Genomic DNA, 18,817 nt, shown 5'->3' with positions numbered 1-18,817 from the left:
CACCCTCACAGGGCCGAGTGACCCTTGATGCGGGTGGCAAACAGTCCGTAAAGGGCGATGGCCACGAAGCAGATGAATGGCAGGAAGAACGAGGCGCGGGCTCCGGAAAGTCCCATCACCGTCTCCTGGTCGATGATCATCGCTTGGAGTGGGGGCATCAGGCAGCCACCACCGATGGCAACGATCAGGCCAGCGGAGCCGAGCTTGGCGTCGTCACCGAGGCCATCCAAGGCGATGCCGTAAATGGTCGGGAACATCAGCGACATGCAGGCTGAGACGCCGACCAGCGACCAGAGTCCGGTCATGCCGGGCAGGAAGATCGCACCGAGGACGAGCGTGCCACCGCCGATTGCCAAACCGAGAAGCAGGTGACCGGGGCTGACGTACTTGAGCATGAAGGTGCAGATGAAACGGCTCGAGACGAAGATGATCATCGCGATGATGTTGTATCCCTGCGCGTCCGCCTTGCTCATGCCCATGGTGGCTCCGGCATACTGGATGATGAAGGTCCAGCACATGATCTGAGCACCGACATAGAAGGCCTGCGCGATCACTCCGGTGACCCAGAGGGGATTCTTGAACAGGCGTCCGAAGGTTCCGCTGATGTCGAGTGGCTGGCGTCCCTTGGTTCCGGTCTGAGGCAGCTTGGCGATGGCGAAGATGACGAGCACGACGGACACCACGACACCCAGGATGAGGTAGGGGGTGATGATGACGTCGAGGTCGCTTTGGGCGATCTCGTTGAAGGATTCGGGATTCGTCTCCAGCAGCTCACGACGCTCGTCTTCGGGCGTCTCGTTGAGTCTCTTGAGGATGAATTCCTTGGCAACGAACATCCCGGTGATCGACCCCATGGGGTTGAAGGCCTGGGCGAGGTTCAGCCGCCGGGTGGCGGTTTCCGGAGGGCCCATCGAGAGGATGTACGGGTTGGCGCTCGTTTCGAGGAACGAGAGGCCACTCGTCATGATCAGATAGGCGAACAGGAAGGGCACGAACTGCTGGGTGGCCCCGGCGGGAATGAACATGAAGCACCCGGTGACGTAGAGGGCGAGCCCGACAAGGATGGAGATCTTGTAGTCGAAGCGCTTGATGAAGATGGCTGCGGGAATGGCCATCAGGCAGTAGCCTCCGTAGAAGGCCGACTGGACGAGTGAGCTCTGGGTATTGGTGAGCAACAGCACGTTCTTGAAGGCCGCAACCATCGGGTTGGTGATGTCATTGGCGAAGCCCCAAAGGGCAAACAGCGTGGTGACAAGGATGAAGCCGAAGAGGAAGCTTCTCGGGACGGTTGGAACGGGTTTGGTATCGGCGGTCATGGGCTCTGGGTTGTGATTGGCTAGCAGGGTTTACCGTGGCTGACGAGCATTCAGGGCTTGCCGTAGATGGGGCCGTAGTTCGTGCAGGCGCGGAAGTCGGCGCCTTCGAGGTCGGCGGTGCCGAAGGCATTCCAGGCCGAAGGACGGAAGATGCGTTCTTCACTCACGTTGTGCATGTAGACCGGGATGCGAAGCATGGAGGCCAGGGTGAGGTAGAGGTGGCCGATGTGGCCGTGGCTCATCACGCAGTGGTTGGCACCCCACTTGTTCATGACTTCGTAGGCACTCTTGAAGACTCCTTCGCCGGTGAGGATGGGCGCGAACCAGGTGGTCGGCCAGGTCGGGTTGGTGCGCTGGTCGAGCGCATCGTGCACGTCCTCGGGCAGGTCGATGGTGTGTCCTTCGGCGATCTGCAGGGCGGGGCCGAGTCCGTCGACGAGGTTCAGGCGGATCATGGTGGCGGGCATGCCGCCGCGGGTCTTATAGCGGGTGCTCCAGCCACCGCCGGGGAAGTATTCGGTGATCGATGGGTGCCAGCTGGTGGCCTTGAGGCACTTTTCGACTTCCTCGTCGGTGATGTCCCAGAAGGGTTTCATGGCGGGCTTGCCGTCGATCTCCTGCTCGCCGGTGCCGTCGAGGGCGGCAGGGCCGGAATTGATCAGGTGAAGGATGCCGTCGCCGACGAGTGGGTGGTCGATCTTCTTGCCGCTGGCGCTTTCGATCGCCTCGGTCGACCAGTAGGTGCGGAGGTCGGCGAAGATCTGGGCGGTGTGCGAAAGCAGGTGGCCGAAGAGCATGCCGGCACCGTTGAGCGCGTCGTTCTCGGTGGCGACGATGTAGGGGGCGCGCTTGCCATTCCAGTCGAAGGAGGTGCTGAGGATGGCTTCCATGAAGTCACCATTCGGGAAGTGGTCGGTCCACTGGCGTTGGCCCTGGAAGCCGGCGGCGATGGCGTTGTGGCCCTGTGCCTGTTCGCCAAGTCCCATCTCGGCGAGCTTGGGATTGCCGACCATGAGGTCGCGGGCGATGAGCGCCATCTTGACGCTGGTTTCCCATTCGGCGTCGAGTGTCTCGCGGGAACGGGTGGTTTCAGGGGAGTTGTAGTCCTTTCCTTCCGGGCAGTTGGCCTTCACCCAGGCGAGGGCCTTTTCGTATTCCTCGCTGTCGAACCAGCCCTTCTGCAGGCGGCCGACGAATTCGGTCATGTCGATGGCTTCGACGCGCATGCCCAGCCACTTTTCCCAGAACCGCTGATCGACGACGGAGCCGGCGATGCCCATGGAAGTGCCACCCATGGAGAGGTAGGACTGGCCGCGCATGAGGGCGACGGCGAGGCCGCAGCGGGCGAAGTTGAGGAGCTTCTCGCGCACATCGGCGGGGATCTCGGTGTCGTCGGCAGCCTGCACGTCACGACCGTAGATGCCGAAGGCGGGGATGCCCTTCTGGGTGTGGCCGGCAAGGACGGCGGCGAGGTAAACCGCGCCGGGGCGTTCGGTGCCATTGAATCCCCACACGGCTTTCGGCGTGAGTGGGTCCATGTCCATGGTCTCGGAGCCGTAGCACCAGCAGGGGGTGACGGTGAGCGAGACGCCCACGCGATGCGTGGCGAACTTGTCCGCGCAGGCGGCGGCTTCCGCCACGCCGCCGATGCAGGTATCGGCGATCACGCACTGGACGGGGCTGCCGTCCGGGTAGCGGAGTTCGGATGAGAGGAGGTCGGCGACGAGTTCCGCCTGACGCATGGTCCGTTCTTCAAGGGACTCACGAACGCCGCCGAGACGGCCGTCGATGGTGGGGCGGATACCGATAGTGGGAAATGCGCTGGTCTTCATGGGTTCAAAATCGTTTGTTTGTCCGCGCTTTGGCCGTCTTTGTCAGTAATCAAATCATTGGGTATGGATTATTTTGACTTTTTGGTGCTTGTAGATGCCTAATTTTTGCGTATTCATTGAAAAAAGTATGGTGATTTCTGCCTCGTCGACCTGATGTCGATCCGGGCATCCCCGATTTCCGATGAAGAGTACCGATGCCCAGGTGGTGGACCCCGCTGCCCCCCAATTTGTGTCCCGTCAGGTCGCGTCTTCGCGATTGTTCTGGTTCGACCTGTCGCCGGATCGCTCTCTGCCCGAGGTGGTGGTGGGCGGCGGCTATGAAGTGTGTCGACCGGACTTCCGGATCGATCACCGTGAGTTCCCCTGGCTTACGGTGGAGTTCGTGGCGAGCGGGAGAGGGACGGTGGAGATGGTCGGCCAGCGGGTGGAACTGAGACCGGGGTCGGTCTTCGTCTATGGTCCGGGGGTCGAGCACACCATCACGACGAATGCCGCGGACCCACTGAAGAAGTATTTCGTGGTGCTTGGAGGGGATCGGATGAGTGAGCTGGCCAAGCGCCTGGAGCTCGGCCCGGGCAGCATCACCGAGAGCACGAATCCGGCGGCGATGGCCCGGGCATTCGATGATCTGATCCTGCGGGGATCGAAGCGCAGTGAACTCGGGCAGGAACTCTGCCTGGCGCTGGCGCGGCAGATCCTGCTGATGGCCCGGGAGGACTCATTGGATGTCGGGCTGGCTGACACGCGCGCCTTCCAGACCTATCGTCGGGTGCGCGAGGTGATCGAGTCGGGTCATCTGGAAATCACCACATTGGACGGGATTGCCACCCGTTGTGATCTGGACGCGGCCTACCTGTGCCGCCTGTTCTCGCGCTTCCAGGAAGAGACGCCCTATCAGCACCTGACGCGCCTGCGCATGGAGCATGCGGCCCGCCGGTTGATCGAAGGGGATCTTTCGGTGAAGGCGGTTTCCGAAGAGCTGGGTTTCCGCGATCCATTCCACTTTTCCAGGGTGTTCAAGTCCGTCCACCGGGTTCCGCCCTCCCAGTTCCGTGGCGGGCGGAAGGATGGCTCCCTGGGTTCGGTCTGAGGGTAAGCTCCGGACAGCGGAAAGGGCAGGACCTTGCGGTTCCTGCCCTTTGAGGGTCCGGGGGGACGAAATGGATCAGGCGAGAGGGGGAGGGGTGGTCGGGCCGGAACCCCTGGTTTCCTCCCCGGCGGTGCCTTTCAGGATCTTGGCGAGGGAGGCGACCGTGCCTCCGATGTCGGAAAGGTTCTGCGGCACGATCAGCGTGTTGCCGGCCTTGGCGAGGTTGCCGAATTCCTTCACGTACTGCTCGGCGACGCGCAGGTTCACGGCATTCTGGCCGCCCGGTGCTTCGATCGCCTCGGCGATGCGGTGGATTCCCTCCGCGGTGGCGTTGGCAAGGAGTTCGATCTCCCTGGCCTTACCTTCCGCCTCGTTGATCTGGGAGATCTTCTGGGCCTCGGACTGCTTGATGACCTCCTGCTTCTGACCTTCGGCGACGTTGATCTGCGCTTCACGCTGACCTTCCGAGAGGGCGATCTGGGCACGGCGTTCCCGCTCGGCGCGCATCTGCTTCTCGAGTGCGTCCTGCACCGACTTCGGCGGAGTGATGTTGGCGATCTCGTAGCGGGTGATCTTCAGGCCCCATGGCTCGGATGCCTTGTCGAGGGCTTCGATCACCGAGGCATTGATGGTGTCCCGTTCCTCGAAGGTGCGGTCGAGCTCGATCTTGCCGATCTCCGAACGGAGCGTCGTCTGGGCGAGCTGGGTGGCGGCAAAGTAGTAGTTCTCGATGCCGTAGGAGGCACGCTTTGCATCAAGCACCTGCATGTAGAGGACGCCGTCGACTTCGATGGCGATGTTGTCCTTGGTGATGCAGGCCTGCGATGGCACGTCGATGGCATTCTCCTTCAGCGTGTGCTTGTAGGCGACGCGGTCGACGATGGGAACGAGGACGTGGAATCCGGCTTCCAGGGTCTTCTGGTATTTCCCGAGACGCTCGACCACGAAGGCCTGGCGTTGGGGGACGATGCGGATCGTCTTGAAGAAGATGACGACCGCCACGGCGGCGAGACAGACTCCGATGATGGGACCGACGATTTCGCCGAGGATCAATGGAGGCATCTCGAGTGCGAGTAGGTGGATGGGGTTCATGTGCATGTGTTGGGGATGGAAAATCAACTACGAGGTTCGACGTAGAGGGTGAGGTCCTCACGTCGGTTAACGATCACGGTGTCTCCGCTTTTGATGTCGGCCTCCGAGCGGGCATTCCAGCGCGCACCCTTCAGCTCGACCAGTCCGGCACCCTTGGCGAAATCCGACATCGCCCTGGCTTCGCGACCGGTGAATTCATCCTCCACGTCATCGCTGGCGCTGTTCGAGTCACCGACGAACCAGGATTTCACCCAGCGTCGCAGACCGATCAGCAGGCCGACCGAGGACAGGGTGAACACGAGGGACTGGCTGGCGATCGTGTCCGTCAGACCGAGGCCGGTCGTGATCGAGGTGACGATGGCACCGGCTCCGAAGAAGCAGAGCACCACGCCCGGTGCACCGAATTCCAACAGGATCAGAATGATTCCTGCAACAAACCAGAGGATAGCGGGGTCGAGCATGGTGTAATTGGGGTTCGTCGCTATTCCAACGGAGAGCCCCGATTTGCGCGATTACAAAGTCGGCCCGGACTTGGATGGCTGGACGATTGTTAGTCCATGGAGTTCACGGTCTTGGCGATGTCTTCGTCCGCCTTCTTGCGCCATTCGGCCGCGAGCTTGGCGGCCGGGGCGTGGTAGGCCGAGAAGCTGTGCTCGGCGAATTCCTTGGTCTGGCGGGCCGAGAGGCGCTGGATTTCGCTGTAAACGCTTTTGACCCGTCGGTTCAGGTCCTGTGGGGCGGCTCGGTCGCCCTTGTCCTTCAGCCACTGGTCCAGATCCATCATGGAGCGCACGGCAGACTCGTCCTTGTGGGCGGCGAAGACCTCCTTCACCGACATGCCACCTCCGGCGGTGGTCTCGAAGTTGATGCCGCCGGAAGTCGGTCGAACGATGGCAAAGGTGGCGAGCAGCCGGGTCAGCTGGTTGGTTTCGTCAAGCACCTTGGCTTCCTCCAGGAAACCGCCGATCGCGAGGGAACTCCACGTGGTCTTCGGGTCAAGGCGGAGGCATTGGTGGGTTTGCCGGCGGGTGCTGCCATAGGTGGATGGCCAGAGCGTCGCCTGGGCGGCTGCTTCGGCACTCAGAATGCCGATCAGGTCGCCACTGTCGGCAAGGAATACCGGCGTGCCGACAGGGAGGGCACCGATGCGGGAATCGACCCGCATGGATGCGTCTTCCACATTGTAGGCACGGCCTTCGAGGAGGGTGCCGGCGTCGTCGAAGGCGAGCAGCCGGGTCGAGGACGAGAGTTCCGAGGGGGTGGCAAGCGGGACGGCGTGGTCAGGTTCTTCGGTGATCTCGAGTCGGGCGACGGCTCCGCCTTCCATGATCTCGAAGGCGCCGAACTTCTTCAGCGGAGTGCCGCTGGCCTGGGTGATCTCGAGCCTTGAGTTGCCGCTCAGGGTGGCGGGGGAGAGGTAGATCCAGTGCTTGTCATCCGTGGCCACGACGATGCCGGAGCCTGAGTTGGCGTCGCCTTCGATGGTGACCTTCGCCTTGGCGTGCTGCTGCGCTTCCTCCTTGGCGGCGGCGAGGAGTTCCCTGGCGTCCGGCTTGGCTTCTTCGGCGGCTCGTGCGGCTTCCTCACGTTCCTGATAGATCGCCAACTGGCGCTCGAAGTCTTTGGCGTCCCTTTGGGCCTGGCTGAGTTCCGACTTCATGTCGGCTAACTCGTCGTGGAGTTTATCGGCCTCTTTCTCTTCGTGGGATCGCCGGGCGCGCTCGTCCTCGAGTTCGGCCTGGAGGTCGGTCAGTTCGGCGTTCAGCCGATCGATCTCCGGCTGGAGGTCTTCCTGACAGGAAGTCAGGGAGAAGGCCGCGGCGACGGCAGGGACATAAAAAAAGTTCGCGGGTTTCATGAGGGGCAGTGTCCCCCAGTCACCCGCGAACTCAAGATGGATCTGGCGGATCCGGGTCGTTCGGACTAATCCCGACCGCTCAGCGAGATGAGGATGCGCAGCACATACCACAGGAGCAGGGCGATGCTGGCGAAGAGCGAGAGCGATGCGGCCACGTGCTGTCCCGGCTGGTAGTGGTACATGATCTTGCTGGTATCATAGAGTACGGCGCCACCGGCGAAGATGACCATGGCCACGGAGAACCAGAGTCCCAGGTTGAAGCCGCCGAAGATCGAAACCACGATCATCCCGAGGGCGACGAATCCGATGATCTTGAGGGCTCCGCCGAGGAAGGTGAAATCCTTCTTGGTGGTGAAGGCAATCGTGGTGATGCCAAGGACGAGGGCTCCGGTCAGAACGGCGGCCTGTCCGAGGATCATGGCATCTCCGGTCACGGCGATGCCGAGGGCCATGATGGGCAGGAAGATCACCGCTTCCGCCACCGTGTAGATGGCCAGTCCGAGATACTGCGTGGCCACGGAGGTGGCGCTGTAGGCGAGCTTGGTGGCCAGCCAGCCGACTATCATGAATCCGCCGAGGACCATCAGCCAGGTGTACTTGCCACCGCTGATCAACTGGAGGGCGGCATTGCCAAGTCCGGCCTGCAGCATGATGGTTTCGAGCAGAGCGAACACAACCAGCGCTCCGGCGAGGTGCGTGTAGGTCTTGCGGATGAATTCTGAGCGGGTGTCCTCCGGATATTCCGAAACGGAGCCGGTAGCGTAGGGATTGGTATAGTCCATGATCGGGAAGTGCTTGGTTCGAGGAAAATGCAGATGGGGAGCGGTTTGGCAAGATGAACCCAACAGGCCAGAGGATCTGAAGGCTGCTGATTCACGCGCCCATGCAGGCCGGGGACGCAGGCCCGAAGCACTCTGCTAGATGGCGTACATGTCGCGGTAGCGGAGGATGGGGTCGCCGGGGGCGTTCGGGTGGCAGAAGCGGTCGATCATTTCATCCCAGTCCTCCTGACCCTTCAGGATCTCGACTTCGATCCGCAGGAACCAGATGGGAACGATGGCTTCCTTCGGCTTCGGGAAACGCACGGCGTCCTTCTCGGTGGTGATGATCAACTCCATGTCGCGCTCGATGCAGCGGGTCATGAAGGTATCGATCTCACGCTGGGTGAAGCGGTAGTGGTCGGGGAAGTGGCGGCGGATCTCGACGTGGGCCCCGAGGTTCTCGAGGCTTTTCTCGAAGCCTTCCGGCACGGCGATTCCCGAGATGGCGGCCACCCACTTGTCCTGCAGGTAGTCGAGCGGTTGGCGCTTTCCGGTGAAAAGCTCCTCGAGGTAGCGCGGGCCGTGGGCGCACTCGATGATGGGGGCGAACCGGTTGTGCTGACGGATGCGCTCGATCAGGGGTTCGTTGGAGGACCCGTCACATTTCGTGATCAGGATGTAGCTGGCCCGTTTCAGGTTCGATGGTGGCTCGCGGAGGGTCCCTCGCGGCAGGAGGTGCCCGGTGCCGAATGGGGCGGTCCGGTCGACGAGGACGATGTCCGTGCCGTGAGCGAGTCGGAGGTATTGCAGGCCGTCGTCGAGGACGAGGGTGTCGGCTCCGAGATGCCGGACGGCGAAGCGTCCCCCCTTGATCCGGTCGCGGTCGACGACGACGGAGACCTGATCGAGATTGCGGGCGAGCATGTAGGGTTCGTCACCGGCATACTTGGAGTCCAGCAGCAGGGACGAGCCATCCGAGACGACCTTGGGCATCAGGTCGGACTCGATGGGTTTTCCCGCGGCGTCCTCCCATTTCTGGGCCTTCTTGAGTCGTCGGCTCTTGTAGCCCCGGGAAAGGATGGCGACACGGCGACCCCGGTCTCGGAGGGCCTTGGACAGCATCTCGGTGACGGGCGTCTTGCCGGTACCGCCCACGGTGATGTTGCCGATGCAGATCACCTGGGTTCCGAGGTGGGCCTGCTGTTTCCAGCGTTTGCGGAAGACGGCCATGCGGGCGTGGACGACGCCGCGGAAGAGGACCGAGAGGAAGCTCATCGCGATCCGCGTCATCCCGGCACGGAAACCCTTGGCGCGGCCGAAGATCACATCGGCGCCCCATTGCTCGAACTCGGCGAGGGTCTCTTTCATCAGGCGGTGGCGCCATGATTGGAGACCAGATGGGAAGCGCCAAGGCGCAATGTCGGGAGAAGTCGCCCGGAGGATTGCCGGGAGCGATCAGAGTCCTGGAGGAGGGCCGGCGCTTTTGCCGGTCTCACGGATGAGCGGGAAGCTGGGTTTCCAGGTGGGGTGCTCCTGGTTGAGCCAGTTGAGCATCTTGACCGATAGGGTTTTGGCTTTCTCCGCCTCTTCCTTGATCAGGTTCTTCGCTTCCTCCTGGTCGTCGCTGAGGCAGTAAAGCTCCCAACGATTCCCTTCGTAGTAGTAGTAGAGCTTGTAGCGCTTTCCGGCGATGTCATCGATGGCCACGACCGAGGGGGTGGCGCGGGTGTCGAGGTATCCGGGGAAGAGGAAGAAGATGGCATCGCGGTCATCCTCGAGGGTGGGCTTCTTGAGGAGGTCGGCGAATGAAGTGCCATCGAGCGGGTGGGTGTCGGCGGGTGGGGTCCATTTGTTGCCGGCGAGTTCGAGGTAGGTCGGGTAGTAGTCGACCGAGTGCACCTTGTTGTCCGTCACGGTGCCGGCCGGGATGGTGCCGGGCCAGCAGGCGATGAGGGGGACACGGATGCCGCCTTCGGTGAGCATGCCCTTGTTGCCCTTGAGCGGAAGGTTGTCGGCGTGGGTGCCGCCATTGTCCGAGGTGAAGAGGATGAGGGTGTTCTTGGTGATGCTGTCGGAGGTGTCGCCGTCACCATTCGGGTCTTCGAGCATTTTGCGCATGCGGGCGAGGTTGAGATCCAGGCTGTCGATGAATCCGAGGTAGTGGGCCATCCTGCCGGCTGCCTTGTGGCCGGTCGGAACCCTCGCCTCCGCCTTCTTGAACAGGTCGGGGCGGGCCTTCACGGGGCCGTGCACGGCGTAGGTGTGAAACTGGATGTAGAAGGGTTTGTCTCCCTTCGCCAGGGTGGCGACGGTTTCTTCGAGGGCGTCACCGACGGCATCCGACACGTGCTTCGGGGTGCCTTTCAGTTCGGCGGGGAAGCCGTGTTTCTTGAGATACTCATCGGTGTAGGGAGCGGCATACTTGTCGAAGGCACCGTAGCCGACGTTCTTGAAGCCCCACTTGTTGCCATTCTTCGGCTTGGACGCGAAACAGGACCCTTGATGGCCTTGCTTGCCGCCGCCGATGTTGATGTCGAAGCCGGCCTTCTCGGGCAGGGTGGCCTCGCCGCCTTCATGACCGCCGACGTGGTATTTCCCGATGTGGGCGGTAGCGTAGCCATTCTCCTTCAGCGCTTCCGCGACGGTGATGGCTTCGGCATCGACGTCCTCACCCTGCTCCGGGCCCTTGAACTTTCCGTTCTTTCCACCGCGATTGAGGCTGCCGACGACGTAGACCTTGTTGTGGATGCGTGCCGGATACTGTCCGGACAGCATGGCGGCCCGGGTCGGCGCGCAGTTCGGCTGCGAGTAGGCGTGGGTGAAGCTCAACCCATCGGCCGCCAGTCGCGCGATTTCGGGGGTCTGATAGCGCTTGGGCGTGGTTCCCATGGTTCCCTTGCCGGCCTGCACGTGGTTCCAGCCGAGGTCGTCGACCATGTAGATGATGATGTTTGGTGCATCGGTCGCCGCGTGGCTGACAGGAATCAGAAGGGCGGCGAGAGCGGGGAAAAGTGGGGTCAGGCGCATGAGGTTCTTGGGCTGAGGGGATTCAAACGACGGGAATCCGGTGGACATTGCACTAAAGCCGCACGAATTGGCGGGATTGGCGGCTTTTCGGGCTCACTCGGGGGGTTCGGTCAGGAAACCTTCCAGTTTTCCCGAAATCGCGGCGGGAACCACGGCGTGAACGAGGATGTCGTTCCCTTCGTAGTCGGTGGAGAGGATCTTGGCGTCGCGATGCAGCAGGCCGACGAGATCGGCTCGTGACTGGGGGATCCGGTAGCGGAGTCGCTGGACGCGGGAAGCGAGGGCGGTCGAGCAGGCATCGAGCAATTCGGCGATGCCGATGTCCTTCAGGGCCGAGGCGTGGATGGCGTCCGGGAAGGTGCGGCGAAGGAAGGCCATCTGATCGGGGTCGGACACGTTGTCGATCTTGTTGAGCACCGTGATGATCTGCTTCTCACCCGCGCCGAGCTCGGCAAGTACGGAGAGTGTCGTATCATGGAAGGCCTCGACTTCGGGAGAAGAGGCATCGAGGACGTGGATCAGGAAGTCGGCGAGGACGGACTCCTCGAGGGTTGCCTTGAAGGCCTCGACGAGTCGGTGGGGGAGGTTTCGCACGAAGCCGACGGTGTCGGTGAGCAGCAGCGGCTGTCCGTCGGGAAGGTCGATGCGCCGGGTGGTCGTGTCGAGGGTGGCGAAGAGCATGTCCTTGGACAGGACCTCGGAGCCTGACAGGCGGTTGAGCAGTGTGGACTTGCCGGCGTTGGTGTAGCCGACGATGGAAGCGTGCGGGGTTTCGAGCCGTTCGCGGGCGTGGCGCTGGGTCGCGCGTTGTTTGCGGACGTCCTCGAGTTCGCGTTTGGCGCGGTCGATGCGCACGCGGGCCATGCGGCGGTCGACCTCGATCTGCTTCTCACCCATGCCGCGTGCTGCGGCTGACCCACCGGATCCACCGCCGCCTTCGCGGTCGAGGTGACCCCACATGCGGGCCATGCGGGGCAGGGCGTACTGCATGCGGGCGAGCTCGACCTGGAGCCGGGCCTCGCGCGTCTGTGCGCGCTTGGCAAAGATGTCGAGGATGACTTCCTCGCGGTCGATCACGCAGAGGTCGGCGGCGGCCTCCCACTCGCGCTGCTGGGATGGGGCGAGCTGGTTGTCGAAGACGATGCAGTCGCACTCATGTGCCTTTGCGAGGTCCACGATCTCGGCGGCCTTGCCGGTGCCACAGAGGAATTTTTTGTGCATCGAGCGGGACTTCGCGAGGACCTTCTCGACCACGCCGATGCCCAGCGTTCGGACGAGTTCCTCGAGCTCTTCGAGGAGGGCTTCGGACTCGTCGGCTTCCCGTGGGTCGAAATACAGCCGCACGAGCAGGGCTCGTTCGACCATTTCGGGTTTCTCGCGGACTTCGAACATCGGGAAGGGGGGATAGCAGGGTGTGGCCCCTGCTCAACTCCCAAAGTACGGGCGCCGCGACTTGTGGGGTGGGCGCTGCCTCATTGCGGGGCTGTCTCCAGCTTCACCGCAGCCACGTGGATCGGGCCATTCGGGAACAGCTTGATGAGGCCTCGGCTCAGGCGCTTGGCTTCCTCCGCGTGACCTTCACGGGAGAGATGTTCGGCCGCGACGATGGCGGCGTGGCCGGCAGCGGTTTGGGAAGGCTCCGGTCCCTGGGTCAGGATGACTTCGAGGGCGGCGGCAGCGTCAGGGGTGCCGATCATGCCCAGCGAGGCGATGGCTTCCGGCTGTCCGTCCTTTGCTTCACCCGAGGCGAGCTTTTGAAGGGCGGGGATGGCTTCCTTTTCCCGTCGGACTCCGAGGGAGTCGACCACCCCGGCGAGCGGGCGGCCTTGCAGTTCCGGCAGGGCGTCGAGCAGTGCTTTCGAAGCGGCAGGATCGTCGATGGCCTCGAGCACGCTGCGGGCGTATGCAGCGAGTTTCTCGCTTTCGAGGAGCGGGACGAGTGCTGGAATGGACTTCGGTCCGGCGACGTAGACCAGCATCTGGCAGGCGACCGCCTTGTCGTGATCCGAGGCGCTTGAGTTCAGGATGGCGAGTTGGGATGCCTCGTCTTTGATCGGTGTGGAGCTCATGTTGGCAGAAGGTCAGGGGTTTCAGGCGGTCCATCCGGCACGGCGGGAGCGGCTGATCATGTGGTTGGCTTCGGCGTCATCGATGAAGGTCTCGGTCGCGGGATCGAAGCGGACTTTCCGGCCCAGTCGCCATGCGATCGAAGCGGCATGGGACACAATGTGTCCGTAGCGGGTGACATCGGCATTCGCGGCCGGTTTCTTGCGGGATTTGACGCAGTCAAGGAACTCGCGGACGTGCTTGCTCGGGTCGGTGCCTGAGAGGCCACCTTCCGGGAAATCCTTCACCAGAGAAGCCGGGTTGGATTTGATTTCGCCGCTGTCGGCGGCCTCCACCCAGCCTTCGTCGCCCTCGAAGCGCACCGGGCAGGTGCCGGGAACCACCCAGTCGCCCTCGCCCTTGAAGCCGGCGAGTCGCATGACAAGTTTCACGCCATTCTGATAGGTGGCATGGATGGTGTCGCCATCGGCCTCATACTCGACCGGCACGGTGCCATCGGCCCCCGCGGCCCATTGGCAGAGGTCGATGGTGTGGGCTCCCCACTCAGGCAGCGTGGCGCCGCCATTGAAGTCGTAGTATCCGCGCCACCGCCCCTGGGTGTATTTCTTGTTGTAGGGGCGCCAAGGTGACGGGCCGAGCCAGGCATCCCAGTCGATCTCATCGGTGCTTGGCAGTGGTTCCTCCGGCAGCCACGAGAAATCCTCGCGCAGGGAAAGAATGCCGGCGTGGACTTTCTCGACCGTGCCGAGCTTGCCACCAGCGGCGAGTTGGCAGGCGAAGCGGAAGTTGTCGACGTTGCGTCGCTGGGTGCCGGCCTGGAACACCCGGTCGTAGCGATTGATGGTGTCCGCGAGTTCCTGTGACTCACGGATCGTCATGCTGCAGGGTTTTTCGCAATAGATGTCCTTCCCAGCCTTCGCGGCCCTCATGGAGGCGAGGGCGTGCCAGCGGTCCCCGGTGCAGATGAGGGTGGCGTCGATGTCGTCCCGCTCGAGCATCTCGTTCATGTCGCTGTACTTCTTGCAGTCCTCCGTATCGTAGGCGCGCATGGCCATCCGGCGGACGGTCTCGCGGCGGTTCTCCTGCGCATCCGCGATGGCGACGAATTGCACGTCCTTCTCCTTGAGGAAGCACGAGAGGACCTTGCGGCCGCGCGGGCCGATCCCGATGGCGCCCAGCACGATGCGGTTGCTTGGAGCCACATGTCCGTCCCGCCCGAGTGCGGATGCTGGAATGAAGGTGGGTGCGCCGAAGGTGAGCGCGGTGGTCTTGAGGAATTGGCGTCGGGTGGGCGTGATGGACATCGGTCTGATGAGGTTGAGAAGTGGTTCGCTGGGAACCGCTCGAATTGACTACGGTCGTTTCAGAAGAAACCCATCATCGAAGGGCGTCAATTCTCACGATTTCTGTTTCACGTGCCGGGGCTGGTCACCGTGGGTCGCCGCCAGAGTGCATCGCTTTGATCCGTTTGATGGAAAAGGAGGGCGAAGACGCAACTTCGTCGCTCAATGCCTGCACTTCGATGTCATCCGGATAGACTGTCCGGAACATGCCGGCGAGTGCTGCCTCCGCTTCCCGGGTCATCCCGAATCCGCCCACCGTTTGCCCCTCGCGGTCGAAGAACAGGATGTCACTGCATGAGTAACATACCAAGGCGTAGAACTCCGACTCTCCCCGGACGAACTCGATGCCGAATCCAGGCGAGAAGAGGCAGGCGCTCACATCCGTGACGGATGTCGGCGAGCACATCACCCTCGAATACGCCGCCGCCTCCTTGGTCGTGGCTTCGTATGGTTTTCCCAACGCGTATTGTCCGATCTCGATGTCTCCTGCACCCTCGACGACTCGGAACACGGTGACCTTTTCCGCTTCGGACAAGGTCTTGGCCAGACCGGGAGCCTTGTGGATCAACTCCGCAAAGCCATCGACGCGGGCGAACCATTCCACACCCTTCAGTTGGGGGCCTGCGACCTGTGGGTGGTCCGCGTCATCCGCTAGGCTCTGCTTGGCGGACCAGAGCCATGAGCCAACCAGCGCCACGGCGATGCCTGACAAGAATGCCGTAAGGAGTCGGATCATCGTCTGGCGTCTGTGCTGTGTGGATGGGGTGATGCGCAGGCGATCCGGACAGGCGATCCGGACAGGCTGGAATTAACCAACCAGTTTCCGAAACTGGCGACAAGGATGCAATAAGGCCGATGATGGGGAGCTCATCGACTGCCTCGTTCAGAAGTGGTCGCCCCCCTGAGAGGCATTTCCGCTGAGTCTCTTGCGCCTGCATGACCACCACCGCCAGAAATTCACCAAGGAACATAATGTCCAGAGACCCGCAGCAGCAAGGTTCCAGCCGGTGTCCCCGAAAGCGCCGAAGTCTGCCGTTTCGCTTGCGGTCTCAGTTTCCCCCATTCCGCGGAACACAATAAAGACCCGTAGTTGGACTAGTGCCAGCGGCACCGCTATCAGAGCTATCAGCAGTGAACTAACCTCATGACTTCGCAACGACTCCTTCGATGGGTAGTCCCTTAGATGATGAACCCACTTGGAGATGCTGTAGTTCGTTGCGAGATCGTCACTCATGTTGTTGGCCAACGCTTGAAGTGAGACATTCCCGACAACCAAATCGAAATGCTCCCAAACAGCGAAGCAATTCCCGAAGGTGGCGGCAAGAATTCAATAGCAACGCTGGCAGCAGTGGTCCTTCGACCGACCTGGCTGTGAGCAAGATCGTCAAGGCCTGCCATTTCTCCAGCGGTCTTATTCTTCCGAGCCACGAACGGAAGGCTCTGAACCGGCTCGGGGAGCAGAAGGATGGTTGGGGGCGTTTGGTTGGTGAGTCTTGACGATCACTGCATTGCTCACCAAGTGGAACCGGTCTTGTCCCTTCTCATCCCGTGAGAAAAACATGGTGAGGTCGATTTCTGCCGCATGATCTACCAGTGTATCCGCTACCGGAATACTCATCTCTTTATGATCGCCAGGGCCGATCTTGATCCAGCGCTCGTTCGTGGTTCTTCGGAAACCAAGGGGGTGGATGCGCTTCCAGCTGCCACCTTTTCGAACGTGATAATGATCGCCGTGATCCGTCGTGAAAGAATGGTGCATCAAGTAGATCAATGCGTCCGGATTCGTCCTGGAAAACCTCTCAACCGGGTCCTTTTCGCCAGTCATGATCCAATAGTTGGACTTCGATTCGTTCGTGATCCGCACTGTCAGCAGGTCGAATCCTGTATCGTCCTTCTTGTTTCGATCCGCCTTGATGACCTTGAAATCAAGCCCCGTATCCGTTGGTGGGTCAGCAAGGGTTGTGCCACCAAGCATCGATGGAAGTACGAGAAAGATCAGAATGGAAGCGAGTTGATTCATGGTTTCCCTGCAAAAGCCCAAGTGTTCCCGATTATTGGACCACGAACGCCACATGTATCCAATCAGCTTCCGAAGGAGACGGCAAGAGCTCGGGAGAGGTGTTGAGTGGGGGGGGGGCTTGCTCGTCTTAATCTGCATGGAAGCCGTTAGATCGGAGGGATATCAAGAGCCCTCGATCGATACTCGGCCGTCCTCGTCGATGGTCCAGATATCACCGTCATCGCTCGCCACGACCGCGCCAAAGTGTCTGGCGATCTGGCCCAGCTTCTTCAGCATGGGTAGGCGAGGTGGAAGGTCTGAAGGTCTGAAGGTCTGGAGGTCTGGAGGTCTGGAGGTCTGGAGGTCTGGAGGTCTGGAGGTCTGAAGGTCTGAAGGTCCGAAGGTGGGGTTGCTTTGTTGGGGGTGTTAGGCTTCTTCGAGTTCGTGCCAGCTTTCGGCGGCGAAGGCGGTGCCGGCTTCGTGGTAGAGATCGAAGACGGAGTGGACGCCGAGTTTTTTGAGTTCTTCGGCCTCGTCGGGGTGCTTGACGAGGGCGGTGATGGGGACGCCTGCCTGGTAGGAGCAGAGACGGGAGGCGATGCGGACGGTGGCGCGGAAGTTGCGGGTGGCGATGATCACCATCTTGGGTTTCACGGAGAGGTCGAGGCGTTCCCAGAAGCCGGGATCGGTGCCGTCGGCGAAGATGATGTTGCGTCCGGCTTTGACGTGCTCCTGGTGGGCGGTGGGATCGGAGTCGACGCCGACGACGTGAAGCTTGCGGTGCTCGATCAACCAGTCGTAGGCACCGGTGCCGATGCGGCCCATGCCGAAGATGACGACGTCGGGGTGGGTGCTGACGATGGGGCGGTCCTCGGGGAGCGGGGTGGCTCGTTCGAGGGCTTTGAGTTTTTTCGCGAAGCGGTCGAAGAGGACGGAGGGGGCGGAGTTGAGGGGGGCGGCGACGACGAAGCTGAGGGCGACGAGGATGGCGATGGCGACGAGCCAATCGCTGGACAGCCATCCGGAGAGCACGGCGACGTTTCCGACGATGAGGCCGAACTCGCTGAAGTTGGCGAGGCCGACGCTTGCGAAGAAGGCGGGGCGGGCGCGGTGGCGGAAGCCGCAGAGGATGGCGTAGAAGCCGAGTGCCTTGGGGACGAGGAAGGGGAGGAAGATGAGGGCGGCGAGGAAGGCGGCGGGGGAGAGGTCTTCGGAGAGGCCGATGCTGAGGAAGAAGGCGACGAGGAAGAGGTCTTTGAAGCCAAAGAGGTTCCTGGCGAGTTCTTCGGCGCGGGGTGAGGAGGCGAGGAGCATGCCGATGGCGATGGCACCGAGGTCGCCCTTGAGCCCGACCTGCTCGAAGAGGACGTAGCCGGCGAAGGTCATGCAGAATCCGAAGAGGAGGAGGAGTTCGCCGCGGCCGACGCGGTCGAGCAGGCCGATGGCGAGAGGGCGGAGCAGGGGGATGAGGAGGAGGGCGAGTGCCCAGGGGGAGGGGGTCTGGCCTTTGGACAGGGTGAGGAAGACGACGGCGATGACGTCCTGCATGATGAGGATGCCGATGGCGGTGGCGGCGTGGCGGGTGGCGAGCTCGGCCCGGTCTTCGAAGGCCTTGGCGGCGAAGACGGTGCTGGAGAAGCTGAGGGCAAAGCCGATGATGAGGGCGGTTCGGAACTCGAGTTCGTCGAAGAGGGGGAGCCCGCAGGCGCCGAGGGCGAGGGCGAGGGCGGCGAAGCACACGGAGGTAACGGCCATGTGCAGGGTGGTGCCGGCCCAGACTTCGGGGCGGAGCAGCGAGCGGACCTTGAGTTTCAGGCCGATGGTGAAGAGGAGGAGAGTGACTCCGAAGTCGGCGACGGTGGGGAGGGCTTCGGGAGCCTCGAAATCGGCGGCCCGGAGGGCGAAGCCGGCGACGAGGAAGCCGACCATGGGGGGCAGGCCGATCTTCTTGGCGATCAGTCCGGCGATGAAGGCGACGGTGATGAAGATGGCGACCATGTGTTGGCAGGATTGGAGGGTTCCGGTCGGGGCTCAAGGGAATTGGTCGGGGTGGTGAAGAAGCGGGTTTCAGGTGTTGTCGCGGCGCGGGGAACTGCTAGGTTGAGGACATGGACGCGACGAATGACGATCACGACAAGGCTTGGGAGGAGACCACGGCCCTGGCTTCACCGGCTTTGCTTGGTGCGGCTGCGGGGCTGATCCTGGGTGAGGTGATGCATGCCAATGCACGGCGTGGCATTGCCATCGGCCTGGCGGCTCTCGGGGTAGCGGCGCTGATGCCGCTGGCGGTCTCGGGCATCGTGAACAAGGTGAATGGACCGAAGACGCGGCGCGGTGTGCAGCGGCGTCTGCGTGGGATCCGTGATGCCGGTGACGGTGTGGTGGAGGATGCGCTGGAGGAAACTGGGGTGATCTGAATCGGGGAGTTCCGG

At 62.3% G+C, this 18,817-nt stretch carries 16 protein-coding genes; 2 read left to right on the top strand and 14 right to left on the bottom strand.

The window, feature by feature from the left end; genetic code table 11:
• Nucleotides 1–5: 5 nt before the first annotated feature.
• Both fucP and JIN81_RS14690 read right to left on the bottom strand, forming a co-directional pair.
• A complete protein-coding gene (gene fucP / locus JIN81_RS14695) occupies nt 6–1,316 on the bottom strand; it encodes an L-fucose:H+ symporter permease (protein ID WP_200281380.1) in 1,311 nt (436 codons plus the stop codon).
• Nucleotides 1,317–1,366: 50 nt separating this feature from the next.
• Nucleotides 1,367–3,148: an L-fucose isomerase gene (locus JIN81_RS14690; RefSeq protein ID WP_200281378.1), complete on the bottom strand. Its 1,782-nt coding sequence runs from the start codon at nt 3,146–3,148 to the stop codon at nt 1,367–1,369.
• Nucleotides 3,149–3,329: 181 nt separating this feature from the next.
• Here JIN81_RS14690 and JIN81_RS14685 point away from each other — a divergent pair, with 181 nt between their 5' ends.
• Nucleotides 3,330–4,238 (top strand): AraC family transcriptional regulator, encoded by a 909-nt coding sequence (locus JIN81_RS14685; protein WP_200281375.1) that lies wholly within the window; start codon nt 3,330–3,332, stop codon nt 4,236–4,238.
• A 75-nt stretch (nt 4,239–4,313) separates the two neighbouring features.
• Here the strand turns inward: JIN81_RS14685 and JIN81_RS14680 are convergent, their stop codons facing one another.
• From JIN81_RS14680 to JIN81_RS14625, 12 genes are all read right to left on the bottom strand, one after another.
• On the bottom strand, nt 4,314–5,330 hold the full coding sequence (locus tag JIN81_RS14680; RefSeq protein WP_200281372.1) for an SPFH domain-containing protein: 1,017 nt from the start codon (nt 5,328–5,330) through the stop codon (nt 4,314–4,316).
• 23 nt (nt 5,331–5,353) lie between these two features.
• Nucleotides 5,354–5,791 carry an NfeD family protein gene (locus JIN81_RS14675; protein ID WP_200281369.1) on the bottom strand — a complete coding sequence of 146 codons (438 nt, stop codon included), beginning with the start codon at nt 5,789–5,791 and terminating at the stop codon, nt 5,354–5,356.
• Nucleotides 5,792–5,880: 89 nt separating this feature from the next.
• Nucleotides 5,881–7,188 (bottom strand): hypothetical protein, encoded by a 1,308-nt coding sequence (locus JIN81_RS14670; protein ID WP_200281366.1) that lies wholly within the window; start codon nt 7,186–7,188, stop codon nt 5,881–5,883.
• 65 nt (nt 7,189–7,253) lie between these two features.
• On the bottom strand, nt 7,254–7,970 hold the full coding sequence (locus JIN81_RS14665; protein WP_234044983.1) for a Bax inhibitor-1/YccA family protein: 717 nt from the start codon (nt 7,968–7,970) through the stop codon (nt 7,254–7,256).
• A gap of 135 nt (nt 7,971–8,105) precedes the next feature.
• Nucleotides 8,106–9,317, bottom strand: coding sequence for a tetraacyldisaccharide 4'-kinase (lpxK, locus tag JIN81_RS14660; RefSeq protein ID WP_200281363.1), 1,212 nt, complete (start codon nt 9,315–9,317; stop codon nt 8,106–8,108).
• 87 nt (nt 9,318–9,404) lie between these two features.
• On the bottom strand, nt 9,405–10,976 hold the full coding sequence (locus tag JIN81_RS14655; RefSeq protein ID WP_200281360.1) for a sulfatase: 1,572 nt from the start codon (nt 10,974–10,976) through the stop codon (nt 9,405–9,407).
• Nucleotides 10,977–11,069: 93 nt separating this feature from the next.
• Nucleotides 11,070–12,368, bottom strand: coding sequence for a GTPase HflX (gene hflX, locus JIN81_RS14650; protein WP_200281358.1), 1,299 nt, complete (start codon nt 12,366–12,368; stop codon nt 11,070–11,072).
• 80 nt (nt 12,369–12,448) lie between these two features.
• A complete protein-coding gene (locus JIN81_RS14645; RefSeq protein ID WP_200281355.1) occupies nt 12,449–13,045 on the bottom strand; it encodes a HEAT repeat domain-containing protein in 597 nt (198 codons plus the stop codon).
• Nucleotides 13,046–13,066: 21 nt separating this feature from the next.
• Nucleotides 13,067–14,347, bottom strand: coding sequence for a Gfo/Idh/MocA family protein (locus tag JIN81_RS14640; protein WP_200281352.1), 1,281 nt, complete (start codon nt 14,345–14,347; stop codon nt 13,067–13,069).
• Between the two features lie 124 nt (nt 14,348–14,471).
• A complete protein-coding gene (locus JIN81_RS14635) occupies nt 14,472–15,122 on the bottom strand; it encodes a hypothetical protein (RefSeq protein ID WP_200281349.1) in 651 nt (216 codons plus the stop codon).
• 675 nt (nt 15,123–15,797) lie between these two features.
• Nucleotides 15,798–16,406 carry a hypothetical protein gene (locus tag JIN81_RS14630; RefSeq protein ID WP_200281345.1) on the bottom strand — a complete coding sequence of 203 codons (609 nt, stop codon included), beginning with the start codon at nt 16,404–16,406 and terminating at the stop codon, nt 15,798–15,800.
• 405 nt (nt 16,407–16,811) lie between these two features.
• Nucleotides 16,812–18,383: a cation:proton antiporter family protein gene (locus JIN81_RS14625; RefSeq protein WP_200281342.1), complete on the bottom strand. Its 1,572-nt coding sequence runs from the start codon at nt 18,381–18,383 to the stop codon at nt 16,812–16,814.
• A 110-nt stretch (nt 18,384–18,493) separates the two neighbouring features.
• Here JIN81_RS14625 and JIN81_RS14620 point away from each other — a divergent pair, with 110 nt between their 5' ends.
• Complete coding sequence (locus JIN81_RS14620; RefSeq protein ID WP_200281339.1) at nt 18,494–18,802, top strand: hypothetical protein; 309 nt, start codon at nt 18,494–18,496, stop codon at nt 18,800–18,802.
• Nucleotides 18,803–18,817 lie beyond the last annotated feature (15 nt).

Origin of the sequence: Haloferula rosea (assembly GCF_016595525.1) — a bacterium.
Classification (GTDB): Bacteria; Verrucomicrobiota; Verrucomicrobiia; order Verrucomicrobiales; family Akkermansiaceae; genus Haloferula; species Haloferula rosea.
This window is presented reverse-complemented; position numbering and strand designations above follow the sequence as displayed.

What these genes read in the sequence shown, in the direction of transcription:
- fucP (WP_200281380.1), bottom strand. Translation starts at nt 1,316, where the DNA reads ATGACCGCCGATACCAAACCCGTTCCAACCGTCCCGAGAAGCTTCCTC.
- JIN81_RS14690 (WP_200281378.1), bottom strand. Translation starts at nt 3,148, where the DNA reads ATGAAGACCAGCGCATTTCCCACTATCGGTATCCGCCCCACCATCGAC.
- JIN81_RS14685 (WP_200281375.1), top strand. Translation starts at nt 3,330, where the DNA reads ATGAAGAGTACCGATGCCCAGGTGGTGGACCCCGCTGCCCCCCAATTT.
- hflX (WP_200281358.1), bottom strand. Translation starts at nt 12,368, where the DNA reads ATGTTCGAAGTCCGCGAGAAACCCGAAATGGTCGAACGAGCCCTGCTC.
- JIN81_RS14675 (WP_200281369.1), bottom strand. Translation starts at nt 5,791, where the DNA reads ATGCTCGACCCCGCTATCCTCTGGTTTGTTGCAGGAATCATTCTGATC.
- JIN81_RS14640 (WP_200281352.1), bottom strand. Translation starts at nt 14,347, where the DNA reads ATGTCCATCACGCCCACCCGACGCCAATTCCTCAAGACCACCGCGCTC.
- JIN81_RS14665 (WP_234044983.1), bottom strand. Translation starts at nt 7,970, where the DNA reads ATGGACTATACCAATCCCTACGCTACCGGCTCCGTTTCGGAATATCCG.
- JIN81_RS14630 (WP_200281345.1), bottom strand. Translation starts at nt 16,406, where the DNA reads ATGAATCAACTCGCTTCCATTCTGATCTTTCTCGTACTTCCATCGATG.
- JIN81_RS14680 (WP_200281372.1), bottom strand. Translation starts at nt 5,330, where the DNA reads ATGAACCCCATCCACCTACTCGCACTCGAGATGCCTCCATTGATCCTC.
- JIN81_RS14645 (WP_200281355.1), bottom strand. Translation starts at nt 13,045, where the DNA reads ATGAGCTCCACACCGATCAAAGACGAGGCATCCCAACTCGCCATCCTG.
- JIN81_RS14635 (WP_200281349.1), bottom strand. Translation starts at nt 15,122, where the DNA reads ATGATCCGACTCCTTACGGCATTCTTGTCAGGCATCGCCGTGGCGCTG.
- JIN81_RS14670 (WP_200281366.1), bottom strand. Translation starts at nt 7,188, where the DNA reads ATGAAACCCGCGAACTTTTTTTATGTCCCTGCCGTCGCCGCGGCCTTC.
- JIN81_RS14655 (WP_200281360.1), bottom strand. Translation starts at nt 10,976, where the DNA reads ATGCGCCTGACCCCACTTTTCCCCGCTCTCGCCGCCCTTCTGATTCCT.
- JIN81_RS14625 (WP_200281342.1), bottom strand. Translation starts at nt 18,383, where the DNA reads ATGGTCGCCATCTTCATCACCGTCGCCTTCATCGCCGGACTGATCGCC.
- lpxK (WP_200281363.1), bottom strand. Translation starts at nt 9,317, where the DNA reads ATGAAAGAGACCCTCGCCGAGTTCGAGCAATGGGGCGCCGATGTGATC.
- JIN81_RS14620 (WP_200281339.1), top strand. Translation starts at nt 18,494, where the DNA reads ATGGACGCGACGAATGACGATCACGACAAGGCTTGGGAGGAGACCACG.